The sequence below is a fragment of the Pseudomonas wenzhouensis genome (genome assembly GCF_021029445.1).
Taxonomy (GTDB): domain Bacteria; phylum Pseudomonadota; class Gammaproteobacteria; order Pseudomonadales; family Pseudomonadaceae; genus Aquipseudomonas; species Aquipseudomonas wenzhouensis.
The window spans coordinates 3,783,924-3,797,140 of record NZ_CP072610.1 but is presented as its reverse complement, the minus strand read 5'-3'; the positions used below and the strand labels follow the sequence as shown (position 1 = coordinate 3,797,140).

Here is a 13,217-nt window from a genome sequence, read left to right as displayed (position 1 = left end):
TTCATCCACGGCATCAGCGCCCCAGGCGGCGCAGGTCGGCAGACTCTATCACGCGCACACCGTCTTCCTCTTCCAGGGCCAGGCGCCACAGGGCGCGAGCCAGGGCACAGGCGTCGATGCCACGGTACCTGCCCGGCAGCCAGCGCAGCAGCGGTGCCGCCAGGCGCTCGCCAAGACGAAACTCATGGCGCTTTCCGAGCAGCAGCGACGGGCGGGCGATGGTCAGTTGTGGCCAGTCCATGGCTTTCAGCGCTTCTTCGGTCTCGCCTTTGACGCGGTTGTAGAACACCGAAGAGTCGGGGCTGGCGCCCAGAGCGCTGATCACCACCAGATGCCGCGCGCCCAGCTCGCGAGCGCGGCGGGCGAAAGCCAGCACGAGATCGTGGTCGACAGCACGAAAGGCCTCCTGCGAGCCGGCCTGCTTGATGGTACTGCCCAGGCAGCAGAAGGCGGTATCGACCTGGCCGGACAGTTGCGGCAGTAGCGCCTGCAGGTCGCCCACCGGGTTTTCCAGATGCGGATGGGCGGCCAATGGGCGGCGGGTCGGCGCCAGCACGCGGGTGACCGTCGGCTCGCTGAGCAGACGATCGAGCAGGTGCTCACCGGTGAGTCCGGTGGCACCGGCGATAAGGATGTGCTGCGGGGTCAGGTACATGCGGTTGTCTCTTGTCCGTTACAGTTCAGGTTAACAGGCCGTGGCAAAACTAACCTGGCCTTGCCCGCCTGCGGCGCTCCGATTTCTGCAGTCAGGCAATGATCTGCGACCTGTCAGTCCTTTGCCGGGCTGCTGGCCACGGCGCCGAGCGCGCGTTCGGCCTGGCTCTGACGCAGTTCACGCCAATGCTGGAGTACGCCGCGTGGCGCCCAGATCTGCGGTTCGGAAGGTTCGAAACCGTCGATCTGCTCGCGCTCGGCGACGCGTTCCCTGGCCAGCTCGAAGGCCCGTTCCAGGTTATCGGTTTCGCCCAGCGCTTCGGCGAACAGGGCGCGGCCGAAGTAGGTGAAGTTGTTCTCCTCGCTGCAGCCGAAGGACACCCGGTCGGCACGGGCGGCGGTCATCACCAGGGTTTTCTCATCCTTGAGCGGCGGGATGAAGCCGCCGGAGTAGCAGGCCGAAACCACCACCACCTTGTTGCGTTGTTTGAGTGGCGCCAGCAGCGCGGCCAGCTCGCTGGCCGGCAGATCGGCCAGTTGCAGGCGCGGCTGGTCGAGATTGAGTTCGTGGCGGCTTGAGCCATGGCTGGTCAGGTAGATGAAGATCAGGTCTTCCTCGCCGCTGCGTTCGGCCAGCGCCTGCACCACGCGGGTGAGGTTCTCGCGGGTGGCCAGTGGGCGGTCGGCAAGGTGGTCGCGGTGGTTGATCAGGCTGACGCTGCCATGAGCACCGAAGCGCTCGCGCATTAGCCGGCTGACATAGTCGGCCTCGCGCATGAACACACTCTGCTTGCCGTCGCCGGCCAGGGTCAGTGCATACAGCTCACGCGCCGAGGTTGAGGGCGCAATGGCGGCGATGGCTTCATCGAGCAGTTGCCCTTGCAGCAGCAGGCCCAGCTCGAGGCTGTCGGGCAGCATCCGGCCCTGTTCATCGCGGAGCAGGCGCCCGCGCTGCCAGGTGCCGGACTGACGGCTGCCGTCAGCCAGGGTCAACGTGCCCTTGCCACTGTACTCACCCGCAGAAAAGCGGCCCTGGTAGGCGCTGCCATCGGCCAGGGTGAGCAGGCCTTCGCCATCATATTGCCAGTCGGCGAACTCACCAAGGTAGCGGGTGCCCTGGCCATCGGTGTATTCCCCCGCGCCCTGCATCACCCCGGCAACGAACTCGCCGGCCCAGGTCTCGCCACTGGCGCTCTGGTAGCGGCCCTTGCCGTGGAACTGGTCATTCTGGAAGCCGCCGCTGTAGTGGTCGCCATCGGCATTCTGGTAACTGCCCTGGCCATTGAGCAGCCCCTGGACGAATACGCCGCTGTACTGGTTGCCGTAGGCATCGCTGCGCACCCCCTGACCCTCGGGCTGGCCCTTGACGAACTGGCCCTGAAAGCTGCTGCCATCAGCCATCTCCAGCTTGCCCAGGCCATGAAAGCGGTCGTTGAGAAATTCGCCCTGGTAACGCTGGTCGCCCTGTTCGAGCAGGCCGACGCCGCTGAAACGGTTGCGTTCGAACGTGCCTGTGTAGCGACTGCCGTCGCTGTAGGTCAGGGTGCCCTGGCCATGGAACATGCCCTGATGAAATTCCCCCAGATAGTGCTCGCCTCCCGGGCCTTGCCATTCACCGCTGCCTTCGAGCATGCCGTCCTTGAACTGGCCGACGAACCAGCTGCCATTGCGGTAGTCCAGGCGTCCCGGCCCTTGCAGCAGACCATCGACGATCTCGCCTCGATACTGGCCGCCATCGGGTAGGGTGGCGTTGGCGGGTAACAGTGGGCGTGCGTCGTCGCAGCCGGCGAGCAGCAGGGACAGGCAAACAGGCAGCAGGCGCTGGGCAAGCGGATTCATGGCAGACATCCAGGTCGGTGCTTTGCGCCGCAGTATGCCGCAAGCCTGGATGTTTGCGCTGTCTGAACGCACGCTTTGCGGCAACGCTCCCGTTCCGGCGCCTGGGCGGGAAACGGGAGCGGACGGGTTGCGCGGTGGGTCAGACGAAGCAGAGGGTCAGCGGTTCGGCGATATAGGCCGGTTTTTCCTGGCCTTCGATCTCCAGCACGGCGCGTGCCTTGAGCAGCCACTGGCCAGGGTTCTTCTCGGTGGCGTCGGTCAGCGTCACCACCAGGCGCACCCTGGAGTTGACCTTGACCGGCTGAATGAAGCGTACGCTGTCCAGACCGTAGTTCACCGCCATCTTCAGATCCTTGGGCATGATCATGATCTTTTCCATCAGCATCGGTATCAGCGACAGCGAGAGGAAACCATGGGCGATGGTGGTGCCGAAGGGCGTCAGCTTGGCTTTTTCCGGGTCGACGTGGATGAACTGATGGTCGCCGGTGCATTCGGCGAACTGGTTGATACGCTGCTGATCGATGGTCAGCCACTCGGACTTGCCGAGTTCCTTGCCAACATGATCCTTGAGTTCTGCTACGGGTACGAACGGCATAGTTCCTCCTTGAGGACGCGGGTGTTTTTATTGTGTGCGTGAAACCGTTGCGGCCTAGATCATCATGGGGGCGGCAGCGGGTCAAGCCTGCCTTGATCGACTGAATGGCACGGCATAGGCCGCATGGCTGAGGCAATACAGAGGCCAGCGGCCTGTCATCACGCCTATAATGGCCGGCATGCCTTCAAGATTGCCCGGATACCCCTGCTGTTGGCAGCGGTGCCGTGCATCGTTCGTTTCGGAGATTGCTCATGCTACTTCGCGGCCTTTCCTGGCTGGTGTTGTGCCAGTTGCTCGGCACCGTCATCAACGTTCTGCTGTTGCCGATGCTGCCCGGGCCGATCATCGGCATGTTGCTGTTGTTCGGCTTTCTCATCGTGCATGGTGAGGTGGGCGAGCCGCTCAGCGTGGCGTCCAGCAGCCTGCTCAAGTACCTGCCGCTGATCCTGGTGCCGCCCGCTGTGGGCGTGATGGCCTATGCCAGTGATATCGCCGCCGATTTCTGGGCGGTGGTTGGCGCGTTGGTGTTGTCGCTGCTGATCTCGCTGGCTTTCGCCGGCTGGCTGATGCAGAAACTGATCGAGCGCCAGCAGCGCCGGGAGGATGTATGAGCCTGGATTGGCAGGGTGCCTGGCAGGCGCTGACCCATCACCCGCTGTTCGGCATTGGCATCACCCTGGGCGCCTATCAGTTGGCCATGGCCGCTTACGAGCGCACGCGCTGGGTGTTCCTGCAGCCGGTGCTGGTGTCGATGCTCACGGTGATCGGCATCCTGCTGCTGTGCGGCCTGAGTTTCGCCGAATACCGCAGCAGTGTGGCACCGCTGACCCTGCTGCTTGGCCCGGCCACCGTGGCCCTGGCGGTGCCGCTGTACCTCAACCTGCGGCGGATTCGCCAGCTGTTCTGGCCCATCATCCTGACCTTGCTGATCGCCGGCACCTTCGCCACCGTACTCGGGGCCGGGCTGGCCTGGCTGTTCGGCGCCGAGCGGCCGATGCTGATGAGCATGGCGCCCAAATCGGTGACCTCGCCGATCGCCATGCTGGTGGCCGATCAGATTGGCGGTATCGCTGCATTGGCGGCGGTGTTCGTGATGATCACCGGGGTCATCGGCGCTATCGTCGGGCCATCCATTCTGCGATTGTGCCGGGTGCACCATCCGGCGGCGCAGGGTATGGCGCTGGGCATCACCGCGCATGCCGTGGGCACGGCGCGGGCGCTGCAGGAAAGTGACGAATGCGGTGCTTTTGCCGCCCTGGCGATGAGCCTGATGGGGGTGATCACCGCCGTGCTGTTGCCTCTGGCGATTGTCCTGTTGCTGTGAGAGCCTGCCAGGCGATTGGCGATGCCTTGGCACCTTGCATGAATAACAGGTCATGAACTGATGAATCTGCCGCTGTTCCCCCTTAACACCGTACTGTTTCCCGGTTGCGTGCTCGATTTGCAGATATTCGAGGCACGCTACCTGGACATGATCAGCCGCTGCATGAAGCAGGGTTCAGGCTTTGGCGTGGTGTGCATCATCGAGGGTGCCGAGGTCGGCGATGCGGCCAGCCATTTCGCGGCTATCGGCTGCGAGGCGCGGGTCTGCGATTTTCAGCAGCGCCCCAATGGCCTGCTGGGCATTCGCGTGGAGGGTGGTCGGCGCTTCAGGGTCGAGCGCGCCCAGGTGCTGCCGGATCAATTGACCATCGCCGACGTGCAATGGCTCGACGCCCCCGAGGAGCGACCACTGCGCGGCGAACATGCCGATCTGGCGGCGCTGCTCCTGGCTCTGGCTCAGCATCCGCTGGTCGCAGGTCTGGGTATGACCGAGCTGCCTGAAGGGCAATGGCAACTGGCCAATCGACTGGCCTACCTGCTGCCGCTGGAGCCGCAGCAGAAACTGCAGTTGCTGCAGATGGACGATCCCGAGCAGCGCCTCGATCAGTTGCAGGCCATGGTCGAGCGTCTGCAGGGTGACGGTGGATAGATTGCCCGTCACGCCTTGTTCAATAGCGATAGCGCAGCAGGGCCGTCGATAGCTCCCAGGTGACCATGGCACCGAACAATGCGGCGCATGCCGGAATCACCAGCCACCACACTCTGGCCGGCAGGGCCTGCATCGGCGCGGCGCGCTGAACCAGAGCCAGGCTGAGGGCGCAACTGGTCAGGGCTACCAGGGCGCCAGCGATGATGTCGCTGGGCCAGTGCACGCCCAGGTAGACCCGCGACAGGGCGATGGCCAGGGCCGGTAGCGTGGCTACCACCAGCCAACTCAGACGTGTCCGTGCCGCGCTGCCGCGTCCTGCAAGTACACCCAGGGCCAGAAAGAACGCGAACGCCGCCGAGGTATGGCCGCTCGGCAGGCTGTAGCTCTCCAGGGGGTGTAGCAGGACATCCGGGCGTGTGCGCTCCAGCAGGTGCTTCAGGATGGTGGTGGCGGTGGCGGCCAGCAGCAGGCTGGCCGTGACGAACAGGCCGGCCTGCCAGCGACGTGCTGCCAAAAGCAGCACGATCAGCAGGGTGCCGGTAGCCAGTTGCACATGGAAGTCGCCGAGGCGGGTGATCAGCACCGCGATGGCATCGAAGGCACGGCTGCGTTCGTCCTGCACCAGGGTCATCAGTCCCTGATCGAGGCTGTCCAGATGGGGAAAGCCGATCAGCAGCGCGGCCAGGGCGATGGCGCCGAGCAATGCGGCCAGGCTGGCGGCCCAGCGCCTTTCACGCAGGCTGGCCTGGATGATCAGCAACACCACCACCGCCAGGCCGGCACAGACGATGCCGGCAGCGCCCCAGAAGCCTTCCGGTAGCGGCAGGCGCAAGGCCGCGCCAGTGGCCCAGCCAGGCAGCATGTAGGCGACTGCCCAGCCGGCAGCGGCAAGTATGCTGACCAGCGCGAAGCGCACTGCAGGCATATCCAGCATGCCGGCCACCAGTGGCAGCATCGGCCGCAGTGGGCCGATATAGCGGCCGACCAGCAGGCTGATTACTCCGTAACGCTGGAAGTAGTTCTCGGCGCCGATCAGCCACTCGGGATGCTCGCGCAGCACCGGCAGGCGCCGGATACCCTGATGGAAACGGCGACCCAAGGTGTAGGAAATCGCATCACCGAGCAGGCCACCTGCATAGGCGAGCAACAGCGTTTGCCACAACTCCAGGGCGCCATTGCCGGCCAGCGCTGCGAGAGTGAACAGCACCACGGTGCCGGGGATGATGATGCCGGCGATTGCCAGGCACTCCAGGCAGGCGACCAGGAAAATGGCCAATGCCAGCCACTGCGGGCTGGCTTGCAGCCAGGTGTTCATGCTGTCGAACCACTGCATCATGATGGGCTGGGCTCCAGCGCATGGTGTTGATAGTCACGTCCTTCGACCTGCCCACGACGCAGCGGGTTGCGCGTGCAGTGGCGTGCGTACTGCGCGTCGACGAAACGGTAGGGCAGATGTTCGTCGCGGCCCTTGGGGATGCCCAGGCGCGCGCACTGGATGATCGACTGCGGCTGCTGGCCAACGTCCTCGACGAACAGCCGTTGCAGGTCGAAGCGGCGTGCATCCCAGTCCGGCACTTTCAGGCCCAGCGCCTTGCATAGCAGGGTTTGCCCGGCACACAGTCGTTCGGGGGCGCGGGGCCGGCCCTGGGTGTCCGGGTTGTTGCATTGCATGGCCGCGAGTGCCTCGGCACCGCTGACCGCATCCAGCCACGGATGGCCGGATTTGATCAGCACGGCATTGCCTGCGCCCCGAGCGCTGAAGTTCAGCGAGTCGCCACCGCGCGCGTAATACATATAGATGTGCCCGCCGTCGGCGAACAGTGCCTTGCGTTTCTCGGTGTAGCCGAGCGAAGCGTGGCTGCCCTTGTCGACCAGGTAGTAGGCCTCGGTCTCGATGATCCGGGCGCTCAGCCATAGCCCGGCGACGCGATGGCGAATCACCTTGCCGAGCAGCTCACGGGCGAGCAGCTGAGCGTCGCGGTCGAAGAAGCTATCCGGCAATGGCCTGGCGCCGGGCCAGGGCAGGTTTGAGGGCGGTGTGGCGGGCATGATCTATGCGCAGGGCTCGAAGTGGGCTGATTCGGGCGGCGAGCATAACAACAAGCACCTTAAAATTGCCTGAATGGGTCTGTATCGGGTTTGGCTGGCCGGGGTGGCGTGTTCGGCCTGTCGTTGCCGCGTTTCAGGTCGGCATCCTGTACCGCTTGCCAGACGCCGCTGGGCGCAGCCTCGCGAGCCCGCTATAATCAGCCCCTTTTTCCAACTGCCAGACCTCCGCCGCCATGACCGAGTCCGTGCACGACTACATGACCCGCCTGGGCCGGGCCGCCCGCCAGGCATCAAAGGTGCTCGCCCGTGCCAGCACCGCGCAGAAGAATCGCGCGTTGCAGGCTGCTGCCAATGCCCTCGACGCCGCGCGCGCCGAGCTGGCTGCTGCCAATGAGCTGGACCTGGCCGCTGCTCGCGCCAGCGGCCTGGAGCCGGCCATGGTCGACCGCCTGGCGCTGACGCCGAAGGTGATCGACAGCATGATCGAAGGCCTGCGCCAGGTGGCGACCCTGCCTGATCCGATTGGCGAGATTCAGGGCATGCGCTACCTGCCGTCCGGTATTCAGGTGGGCAAGATGCGCGTGCCGCTGGGCGTGATCGGCATCATCTACGAGTCGCGGCCGAACGTGACCATCGATGCCGCCAGCCTGTGCCTGAAGTCCGGCAACGCCACTATCCTGCGTGGTGGTTCCGAAGCGATTCATTCCAACCAGGCGATTGCCCGCTGCATTCAGCAGGGTCTGGCCGAGGCTGATTTGCCGGCGGCTGCCGTGCAGGTGGTGGAAACCACCGACCGCGCTGCGGTGGGCGAGCTGATCGCCATGCCGAAGTTCGTCGACGTGATCGTGCCGCGCGGTGGCAAGGGGCTGATCGAGCGCATCAGCCGCGACGCCAAGGTGCCGGTGATCAAGCACCTGGACGGCGTTTGCCACGTTTATGTCGATGTCGCGGCCGACCTGGACAAGGCCATTCGCGTCTGTGATAACGCCAAGACCCAGCGTTATTCGCCGTGCAACGCCATGGAAACCTTGTTGGTACACGCTGCCGTGGCCGCCAAGGTGCTGCCGCCGCTGGCGGCCATCTACCGCGACAAGGGCGTTGAGCTGCGCGGCGATACCGCCACCCGCGAACTGCTCGGCAGCGATGTGCTGGAAGCGAGCGAAGACGACTGGTTCGCCGAATACAACGCGCCGATTCTGGCGATTCGCATCGTCGACTCGCTGGAGGCGGCCATCGAGCACATCAACCACTACGGTTCGCAGCACACCGATGCGATCATCACCGAGAACTTCAGTGATGCGCGGCGCTTCCTTACCGAGGTTGACTCCGCGTCGGTGATGGTCAATGCCTCGACCCGCTTCGCCGATGGTTTCGAGTACGGCCTGGGCGCGGAGATCGGCATTTCCACCGACAAGCTGCACGCCCGTGGCCCGGTCGGCCTGGAAGGGCTGACCAGCGAGAAGTACGTGGTCTTCGGCGACGGACACATTCGCACATAAATGAAACGGATCGGCGCCCGACGCATCGGCCTGCTCGGCGGTACCTTCAACCCGGTGCACAACGGGCACCTGCGTGCGGCGCTGGAAGTGGCCGAGTTCATGGTGCTGGACGAGCTGCGGCTGATCCCCAGCGCCAGGCCGCCGCACCGTGATCTGCCGCAGGCCACGGCCGAGCAGCGCTTGGCGATGGTCGAGCTGGCGGTAGAGGGGGAAACGCTGCTGACGGTCGATGACCGCGAGCTGCGTCGCGACAAGCCGTCCTACACGGTGGATACGCTGGAGTCGATACGCGCCGAACTGGCAGCGGACGATCAGCTGTTCTTGTTGCTCGGTTGGGATGCCTTCTGCGGCTTGCCCAGTTGGCATCGCTGGCAGGAATTTCTGCAGCACGGCCACCTGTTGGTGCTGCAACGGCCGGATGCCGACAGCGAAGCGCCGGAGGCGCTGCGCGATCTGCTGGCCGCGCGCAGTGTCAGCGACCCGCTCAGCCTGCAGGGTGCAGGTGGGCAAATCAGTTTCATCTGGCAGACTCCGCTGGCGATTTCCGCCACGCAGATCCGCCATTTACTGGCATCCGGCCGCTCGGCGCGCTACCTGCTGCCCGATGCGGTATTGGCCTATATTCAGGCGCACGATCTGTACCGTGCGCCTAATGCTTGAAACGCCGCGCAGGTGCGCTGGCGTCCATTACACGAGGCAAATGAGTTTTTATGAGCAAGCAGAATATGCCCAGCGACGAGCTGGTCAAGATCGCCGTGGCGGCGCTGGAAGAGATCAAGGCGACCGACATCACCGTGATCGACGTCAAGGACAAGACCAGCATCACCGACTTCATGGTGATCGCCAGCGGTAGCTCCAGCCGTCAGGTCAAATCCCTGGTGGAAAACGTGCTGGAGAAGGTCAAGGAGCAGGGCGTGCGCCCCATCGGTAGCGAAGGTCTGGACAGCGGCGAATGGGCCCTGCTCGACCTGGGCGACATCGTCGTACACGTGATGCTGCCGACCGCGCGTCAGTTCTATGATCTCGAGCGCCTGTGGCAGGGCGCCGAGCAGAGTCGCGCCCAGCACAGCGCCGAGTAATGCGGATCAAGCTGATCGCTGTCGGTTCGCGCATGCCGCGCTGGGTCGAGGAGGGCTGGCAGGAGTACGTCAAGCGCCTGCCGGCCGAGCTGCCGCTGGAACTGGTGGAAATTCCCCTCAACACCCGTGGCAAGAATGCCGATTTCGCCCGCCTGATCCGTCAGGAGGGCGAGGCCATGCTGAGCAAGGTGCAGCCCGGCGAACGTATCGTCACGCTGGAGGTCCATGGCAAGCCCTGGAGCACCGAGCAACTGGCAGCGGAGCTGGAGCGCTGGCGTCTCGATGCGCGCAACGTCAACCTCATGGTCGGCGGCCCGGAAGGGCTGGCGCCGGAAGTGTGCGCGCGCAGTGAGCAGCGCTGGTCGCTGTCGCCGCTGACCCTGCCCCATCCGCTGGTGCGTATCCTGCTTGGCGAGCAGATTTACCGCGCCTGGACCGTATTGTCCGGCCACCCGTACCACAAGTGATCACTTAGTCATGCCGCAGCCGATTCGCCTCAAGGATCATGAAAAGGATGCTCGCCTGGTCAAGCGCCGGGTGCTCGTTGGCGGCGCCGTGATCATCCTGCTGACCTGCGTGCTGATCATGCGCATGTACTACCTGCAGGTGATTCAGTACGAGCATCACAGCACCCTTGCGGAAAACAACCGCATCCACGTGCAGCCGATCCCGCCGACCCGCGGGCTGATCTTCGACCGCAACGGCGTGATCATCGCCGACAACCGCCCCAGCTTTAGTCTGACCGTGACCCGCGAACGCGCCGGTGACTGGCCGAGCGTGCTCGATGCGGTGGTCGAGGTGCTGGAACTCAGCGAGGATGATCGTGCCCTGTTCGAGCGCCGCGTGCGCCAGGGGCGGCGTCCGTTCGAGCCGGTGCCGATTCTGTTCGAGCTGTCCGAGGAGCAGATCGCCCGCATCGCGGTCAATCAGTTCCGCCTGCCGGGTGTCGAGGTGGCTGCGCAGTTGGTGCGGCATTACCCGCAGCAGGAGCATTTCGCTCATTCGGTCGGCTATGTCGGGCGGATCAACGAGCAGGAACTCAAGCGTCTCGACCCAACCGATTACGCCGGCACCCACCATATCGGCAAGACGGGTATCGAGCGCTTTTACGAAGATGAGCTGCACGGCGAAGTAGGCTACGAAGAGGTCGAGACCAACGCGCGTGGTCGTGTCCTGCGTGTGCTCAATCGCGTCGATCCGAAACCGGGCAAGGACATCGTCCTCGGTCTCGATGTACACCTGCAGGAGGCGGCCGAGAATGCCCTCGGCGGGCGTCGTGGCGCGGTGGTGGCCCTTGATCCGAACAATGGCGAAGTGCTGGCGATGGTCAGCCAGCCCAGTTTCGATCCGAATCCCTTCGTCACCGGCATCAGTTTCAAGGCCTATGGCGAGCTGCGCGACTCCATCGACCAGCCGCTGTACAACCGCGTATTGCGTGGCCTCTATCCGCCGGGCTCGACCATCAAGCCGATGGTGGCCGTAGCCGGTCTCGATGCTGGCGTGGTCACGCCGCAGAGCCGGGTGTTCGACCCCGGCTTCTATCAGTTGCCCAATCACAGCCACAAGTACCGTAACTGGAACCGCAGCGGTGATGGCTGGGTCGATCTCAACCTGGCCATCGCCCGTTCCAACGACACCTACTTTTACGATCTGGCGCACAAGATGGGCATCGATCGTATGCACGACTACATGAGCCGTTTCGGCCTCGGTCAGCGCGTGGCGCTGGACATGTTCGAGGAAACCGCCGGCCTCATGCCTTCGCGCGACTGGAAGCGGGCGCGTTACCGCCAGCCCTGGTACCCGGGCGAGACGCTGATTCTCGGCATTGGCCAGGGTTATATGCAGACCACACCGCTACAGCTGGCGCAGGCCACGGCGCTGATGGCCACACGCGGCAAGTGGATTCGTCCGCACCTGGCCAGGAGCGTCGGCGGGCACTTGCCCGTGGATCCCAACCCGATGCCGGATATCGTCCTGCGTGATCCGAAGTTCTGGGAGTACGGCATCCATGGCATGGAAGAAGTGCTGCATGGCCCCCGTGGCACGGCGCGCAAGGTCGGCGACAGCTCGGTCTATCGCATTGCCGGTAAGAGCGGTACGGCGCAGGTGGTGGCGATCAAGCAGGGCGAGAAGTACGACCGTGAAAAACTCCAGGAACGTCACCGCGACCATGCCCTGTTCGTCGGTTTTGCGCCTGCGAACAACCCGCAGATCGCCGTCGCGGTGATGGTGGAAAACGGTGAGTCCGGCTCTGGCGTCGCCGCGCCAGTGGTCAAGCAGGTCATGGACGCCTGGCTGCTGGACAAGGAAACCGGTCAGCTCAAGGCCGAGTTCGCGATGCCCAAGCCTGCCGAGGTCAGCCAGCGATGATCAGTAATTTCGACCGTACCCTGTCCGACGAGGATGTGCTGCGCCGTCGCGCCACCCTGTTGCAGCGCATGCATATCGATGGCTGGTTGCTGTTACTGCTGCTGGTTCTGGGGGCCGGCAGCCTGTTCATCCTGTATTCGGCCAGTGGCAAGAACATCGATTTGCTGCTCAAGCAGGCGTCCTCCTTCGGTATCGGCATGGTCGGGGTGGTGGTGATCGCCCAGTTCGACCCGCGCTTCATGGCGCGCTGGGTGCCGCTCGCCTATCTCATTGGGGTTGCCCTGTTGGCGGTAGTGGAGGTGATGGGACACACGGCGATGGGCGCGACGCGCTGGATCAACATCCCCGGCGTGATCCGTTTCCAGCCGTCAGAGCTGATGAAGATCATCATGCCGATGACCATCGCCTGGTACCTGTCGCGGCATAACCTGCCGCCGCGCTTCAAGCACATCGTCATCAGCCTGGCGATGATTGGCGTGCCTTTCGTGCTGATCCTCAAGCAGCCGGATCTCGGCACTTCGCTGCTGGTACTGGCGTCGGGCGCTTTCGTCGTGTTCATGGCCGGTCTGCAGTGGCGCTGGATTGTCGGTGCAGCGGCGGCGGTGGTGCCGATTGCGATAGGCATGTGGTACTTCGTCATGCACGACTACCAGAAGCGCCGCGTGCTGACCTTCCTCAATCCGGAGAGTGATCCGCTGGGGGCAGGCTGGAACATCATCCAGTCCAAGGCGGCGATCGGCTCCGGGGGCGTGCTGGGCAAGGGCTGGCTGCTGGGCACGCAGTCGCACCTGGATTTTTTGCCGGAAAGCCATACGGACTTTATCATTGCCGTGCTTGCGGAGGAGTTCGGCCTGGTTGGCGTCTGTTTGTTGCTGTTGTTGTACCTGCTGTTGCTTGCTCGCGGTCTGGTGATTACCGTCCAGGCTCAGACGCTGTTCGGCAAGTTGCTGGCGGGTGCGTTGACCATGACCTTCTTCGTCTACGTATTCGTCAACATCGGTATGGTCAGCGGACTGTTGCCGGTGGTTGGGGTGCCGTTGCCCTTCATTAGCTACGGCGGAACCCATCTGGTCACGCTGTTGTCAGGCTTCGGGATATTGATGGCGATCCACACCCACAGAAAGTGGATCGCTCAGGTTTGATTTGGGGGTTTTGAGTTA

Annotated in this window: 14 protein-coding genes; 9 read left to right on the top strand and 5 right to left on the bottom strand. The window is 64.1% G+C overall.

All coding sequences use genetic code 11. From position 1 onward, the window contains the following. Positions 1 to 13: 13 nt before the first annotated feature. From J7655_RS17680 to J7655_RS17670, 3 genes are all read right to left on the bottom strand, one after another. Complete coding sequence (locus J7655_RS17680; protein WP_230925552.1) at positions 14 to 655, bottom strand: oxidoreductase; 642 nt, start codon at positions 653 to 655, stop codon at positions 14 to 16. Positions 656 to 768: 113 nt separating this feature from the next. Next, on the bottom strand, positions 769 to 2,493 hold the full coding sequence (locus J7655_RS17675; protein ID WP_230925551.1) for a C13 family peptidase: 1,725 nt from the start codon (positions 2,491 to 2,493) through the stop codon (positions 769 to 771). 139 nt (positions 2,494 to 2,632) lie between these two features. Continuing rightward, complete coding sequence (locus J7655_RS17670) at positions 2,633 to 3,088, bottom strand: MaoC family dehydratase (protein WP_064494975.1); 456 nt, start codon at positions 3,086 to 3,088, stop codon at positions 2,633 to 2,635. Positions 3,089 to 3,339: 251 nt separating this feature from the next. Between J7655_RS17670 and J7655_RS17665 the strand changes: the two genes are divergently transcribed. Genes J7655_RS17665 through J7655_RS17655 form a run of 3 tightly spaced genes read left to right on the top strand, consistent with a single transcriptional unit; the run spans position 3,340 to position 5,060 of the window. Next, positions 3,340 to 3,699, top strand: a complete 360-nt coding sequence (locus J7655_RS17665) for a CidA/LrgA family protein (RefSeq protein WP_147810355.1) — start codon at positions 3,340 to 3,342, stop codon at positions 3,697 to 3,699. Further along, on the top strand, positions 3,696 to 4,412 hold the full coding sequence (locus J7655_RS17660; RefSeq protein WP_230925550.1) for an LrgB family protein: 717 nt from the start codon (positions 3,696 to 3,698) through the stop codon (positions 4,410 to 4,412). The genes J7655_RS17665 and J7655_RS17660 overlap by 4 nt, the downstream gene beginning before the upstream one ends. A gap of 60 nt (positions 4,413 to 4,472) precedes the next feature. After that, on the top strand, positions 4,473 to 5,060 hold the full coding sequence (locus tag J7655_RS17655) for an LON peptidase substrate-binding domain-containing protein (protein ID WP_230925549.1): 588 nt from the start codon (positions 4,473 to 4,475) through the stop codon (positions 5,058 to 5,060). A 19-nt stretch (positions 5,061 to 5,079) separates the two neighbouring features. Here the strand turns inward: J7655_RS17655 and J7655_RS17650 are convergent, their stop codons facing one another. After that, positions 5,080 to 6,396: a bifunctional DedA family/phosphatase PAP2 family protein gene (locus J7655_RS17650; RefSeq protein WP_230925548.1), complete on the bottom strand. Its 1,317-nt coding sequence runs from the start codon at positions 6,394 to 6,396 to the stop codon at positions 5,080 to 5,082. Then, positions 6,393 to 7,109, bottom strand: coding sequence for a DNA-3-methyladenine glycosylase (locus tag J7655_RS17645; protein WP_230925547.1), 717 nt, complete (start codon positions 7,107 to 7,109; stop codon positions 6,393 to 6,395). Before J7655_RS17645 ends, J7655_RS17650 begins: the two co-directional genes overlap by 4 nt. A 233-nt stretch (positions 7,110 to 7,342) precedes the next feature. On the opposite strand from J7655_RS17645, the gene J7655_RS17640 reads away from it, so the two are divergent. The 6 genes from J7655_RS17640 to rodA all read left to right on the top strand — a co-directional run bounded on the left by J7655_RS17640 (position 7,343) and on the right by rodA (position 13,199). Further along, complete coding sequence (locus J7655_RS17640) at positions 7,343 to 8,608, top strand: glutamate-5-semialdehyde dehydrogenase (RefSeq protein WP_230925546.1); 1,266 nt, start codon at positions 7,343 to 7,345, stop codon at positions 8,606 to 8,608. Beyond that, the gene (gene nadD, locus J7655_RS17635; RefSeq protein WP_230925545.1) at positions 8,609 to 9,268 is read left to right on the top strand and encodes a nicotinate-nucleotide adenylyltransferase; all 660 of its coding nucleotides are present in this window, start codon (positions 8,609 to 8,611) and stop codon (positions 9,266 to 9,268) included. It abuts the gene before it with no gap. 65 nt (positions 9,269 to 9,333) lie between these two features. Next, a complete protein-coding gene (rsfS, locus tag J7655_RS17630) occupies positions 9,334 to 9,687 on the top strand; it encodes a ribosome silencing factor (RefSeq protein ID WP_026042034.1) in 354 nt (117 codons plus the stop codon). Continuing rightward, on the top strand, positions 9,687 to 10,154 hold the full coding sequence (rlmH, locus tag J7655_RS17625; RefSeq protein WP_230925544.1) for a 23S rRNA (pseudouridine(1915)-N(3))-methyltransferase RlmH: 468 nt from the start codon (positions 9,687 to 9,689) through the stop codon (positions 10,152 to 10,154). The genes rsfS and rlmH overlap by 1 nt, the downstream gene beginning before the upstream one ends. A gap of 10 nt (positions 10,155 to 10,164) precedes the next feature. Continuing rightward, on the top strand, positions 10,165 to 12,057 hold the full coding sequence (gene mrdA, locus J7655_RS17620) for a penicillin-binding protein 2 (protein ID WP_230925543.1): 1,893 nt from the start codon (positions 10,165 to 10,167) through the stop codon (positions 12,055 to 12,057). A 38-nt stretch (positions 12,058 to 12,095) separates the two neighbouring features. Next, on the top strand, positions 12,096 to 13,199 hold the full coding sequence (gene rodA, locus J7655_RS17615) for a rod shape-determining protein RodA (protein WP_230927751.1): 1,104 nt from the start codon (positions 12,096 to 12,098) through the stop codon (positions 13,197 to 13,199). Positions 13,200 to 13,217 lie beyond the last annotated feature (18 nt).

Excerpts from the sequence above, each read along its gene's own strand:
- J7655_RS17680 (WP_230925552.1), bottom strand. The coding sequence starts at position 655 with ATGTACCTGACCCCGCAGCACATCCTTATCGCCGGTGCCACCGGACTC.
- J7655_RS17675 (WP_230925551.1), bottom strand. The coding sequence starts at position 2,493 with ATGAATCCGCTTGCCCAGCGCCTGCTGCCTGTTTGCCTGTCCCTGCTG.
- J7655_RS17670 (WP_064494975.1), bottom strand. The coding sequence starts at position 3,088 with ATGCCGTTCGTACCCGTAGCAGAACTCAAGGATCATGTTGGCAAGGAA.
- J7655_RS17665 (WP_147810355.1), top strand. The coding sequence starts at position 3,340 with ATGCTACTTCGCGGCCTTTCCTGGCTGGTGTTGTGCCAGTTGCTCGGC.
- J7655_RS17660 (WP_230925550.1), top strand. The coding sequence starts at position 3,696 with ATGAGCCTGGATTGGCAGGGTGCCTGGCAGGCGCTGACCCATCACCCG.
- J7655_RS17655 (WP_230925549.1), top strand. The coding sequence starts at position 4,473 with ATGAATCTGCCGCTGTTCCCCCTTAACACCGTACTGTTTCCCGGTTGC.
- J7655_RS17650 (WP_230925548.1), bottom strand. The coding sequence starts at position 6,396 with ATGATGCAGTGGTTCGACAGCATGAACACCTGGCTGCAAGCCAGCCCG.
- J7655_RS17645 (WP_230925547.1), bottom strand. The coding sequence starts at position 7,109 with ATGCCCGCCACACCGCCCTCAAACCTGCCCTGGCCCGGCGCCAGGCCA.
- J7655_RS17640 (WP_230925546.1), top strand. The coding sequence starts at position 7,343 with ATGACCGAGTCCGTGCACGACTACATGACCCGCCTGGGCCGGGCCGCC.
- nadD (WP_230925545.1), top strand. The coding sequence starts at position 8,609 with ATGAAACGGATCGGCGCCCGACGCATCGGCCTGCTCGGCGGTACCTTC.
- rsfS (WP_026042034.1), top strand. The coding sequence starts at position 9,334 with ATGCCCAGCGACGAGCTGGTCAAGATCGCCGTGGCGGCGCTGGAAGAG.
- rlmH (WP_230925544.1), top strand. The coding sequence starts at position 9,687 with ATGCGGATCAAGCTGATCGCTGTCGGTTCGCGCATGCCGCGCTGGGTC.
- mrdA (WP_230925543.1), top strand. The coding sequence starts at position 10,165 with ATGCCGCAGCCGATTCGCCTCAAGGATCATGAAAAGGATGCTCGCCTG.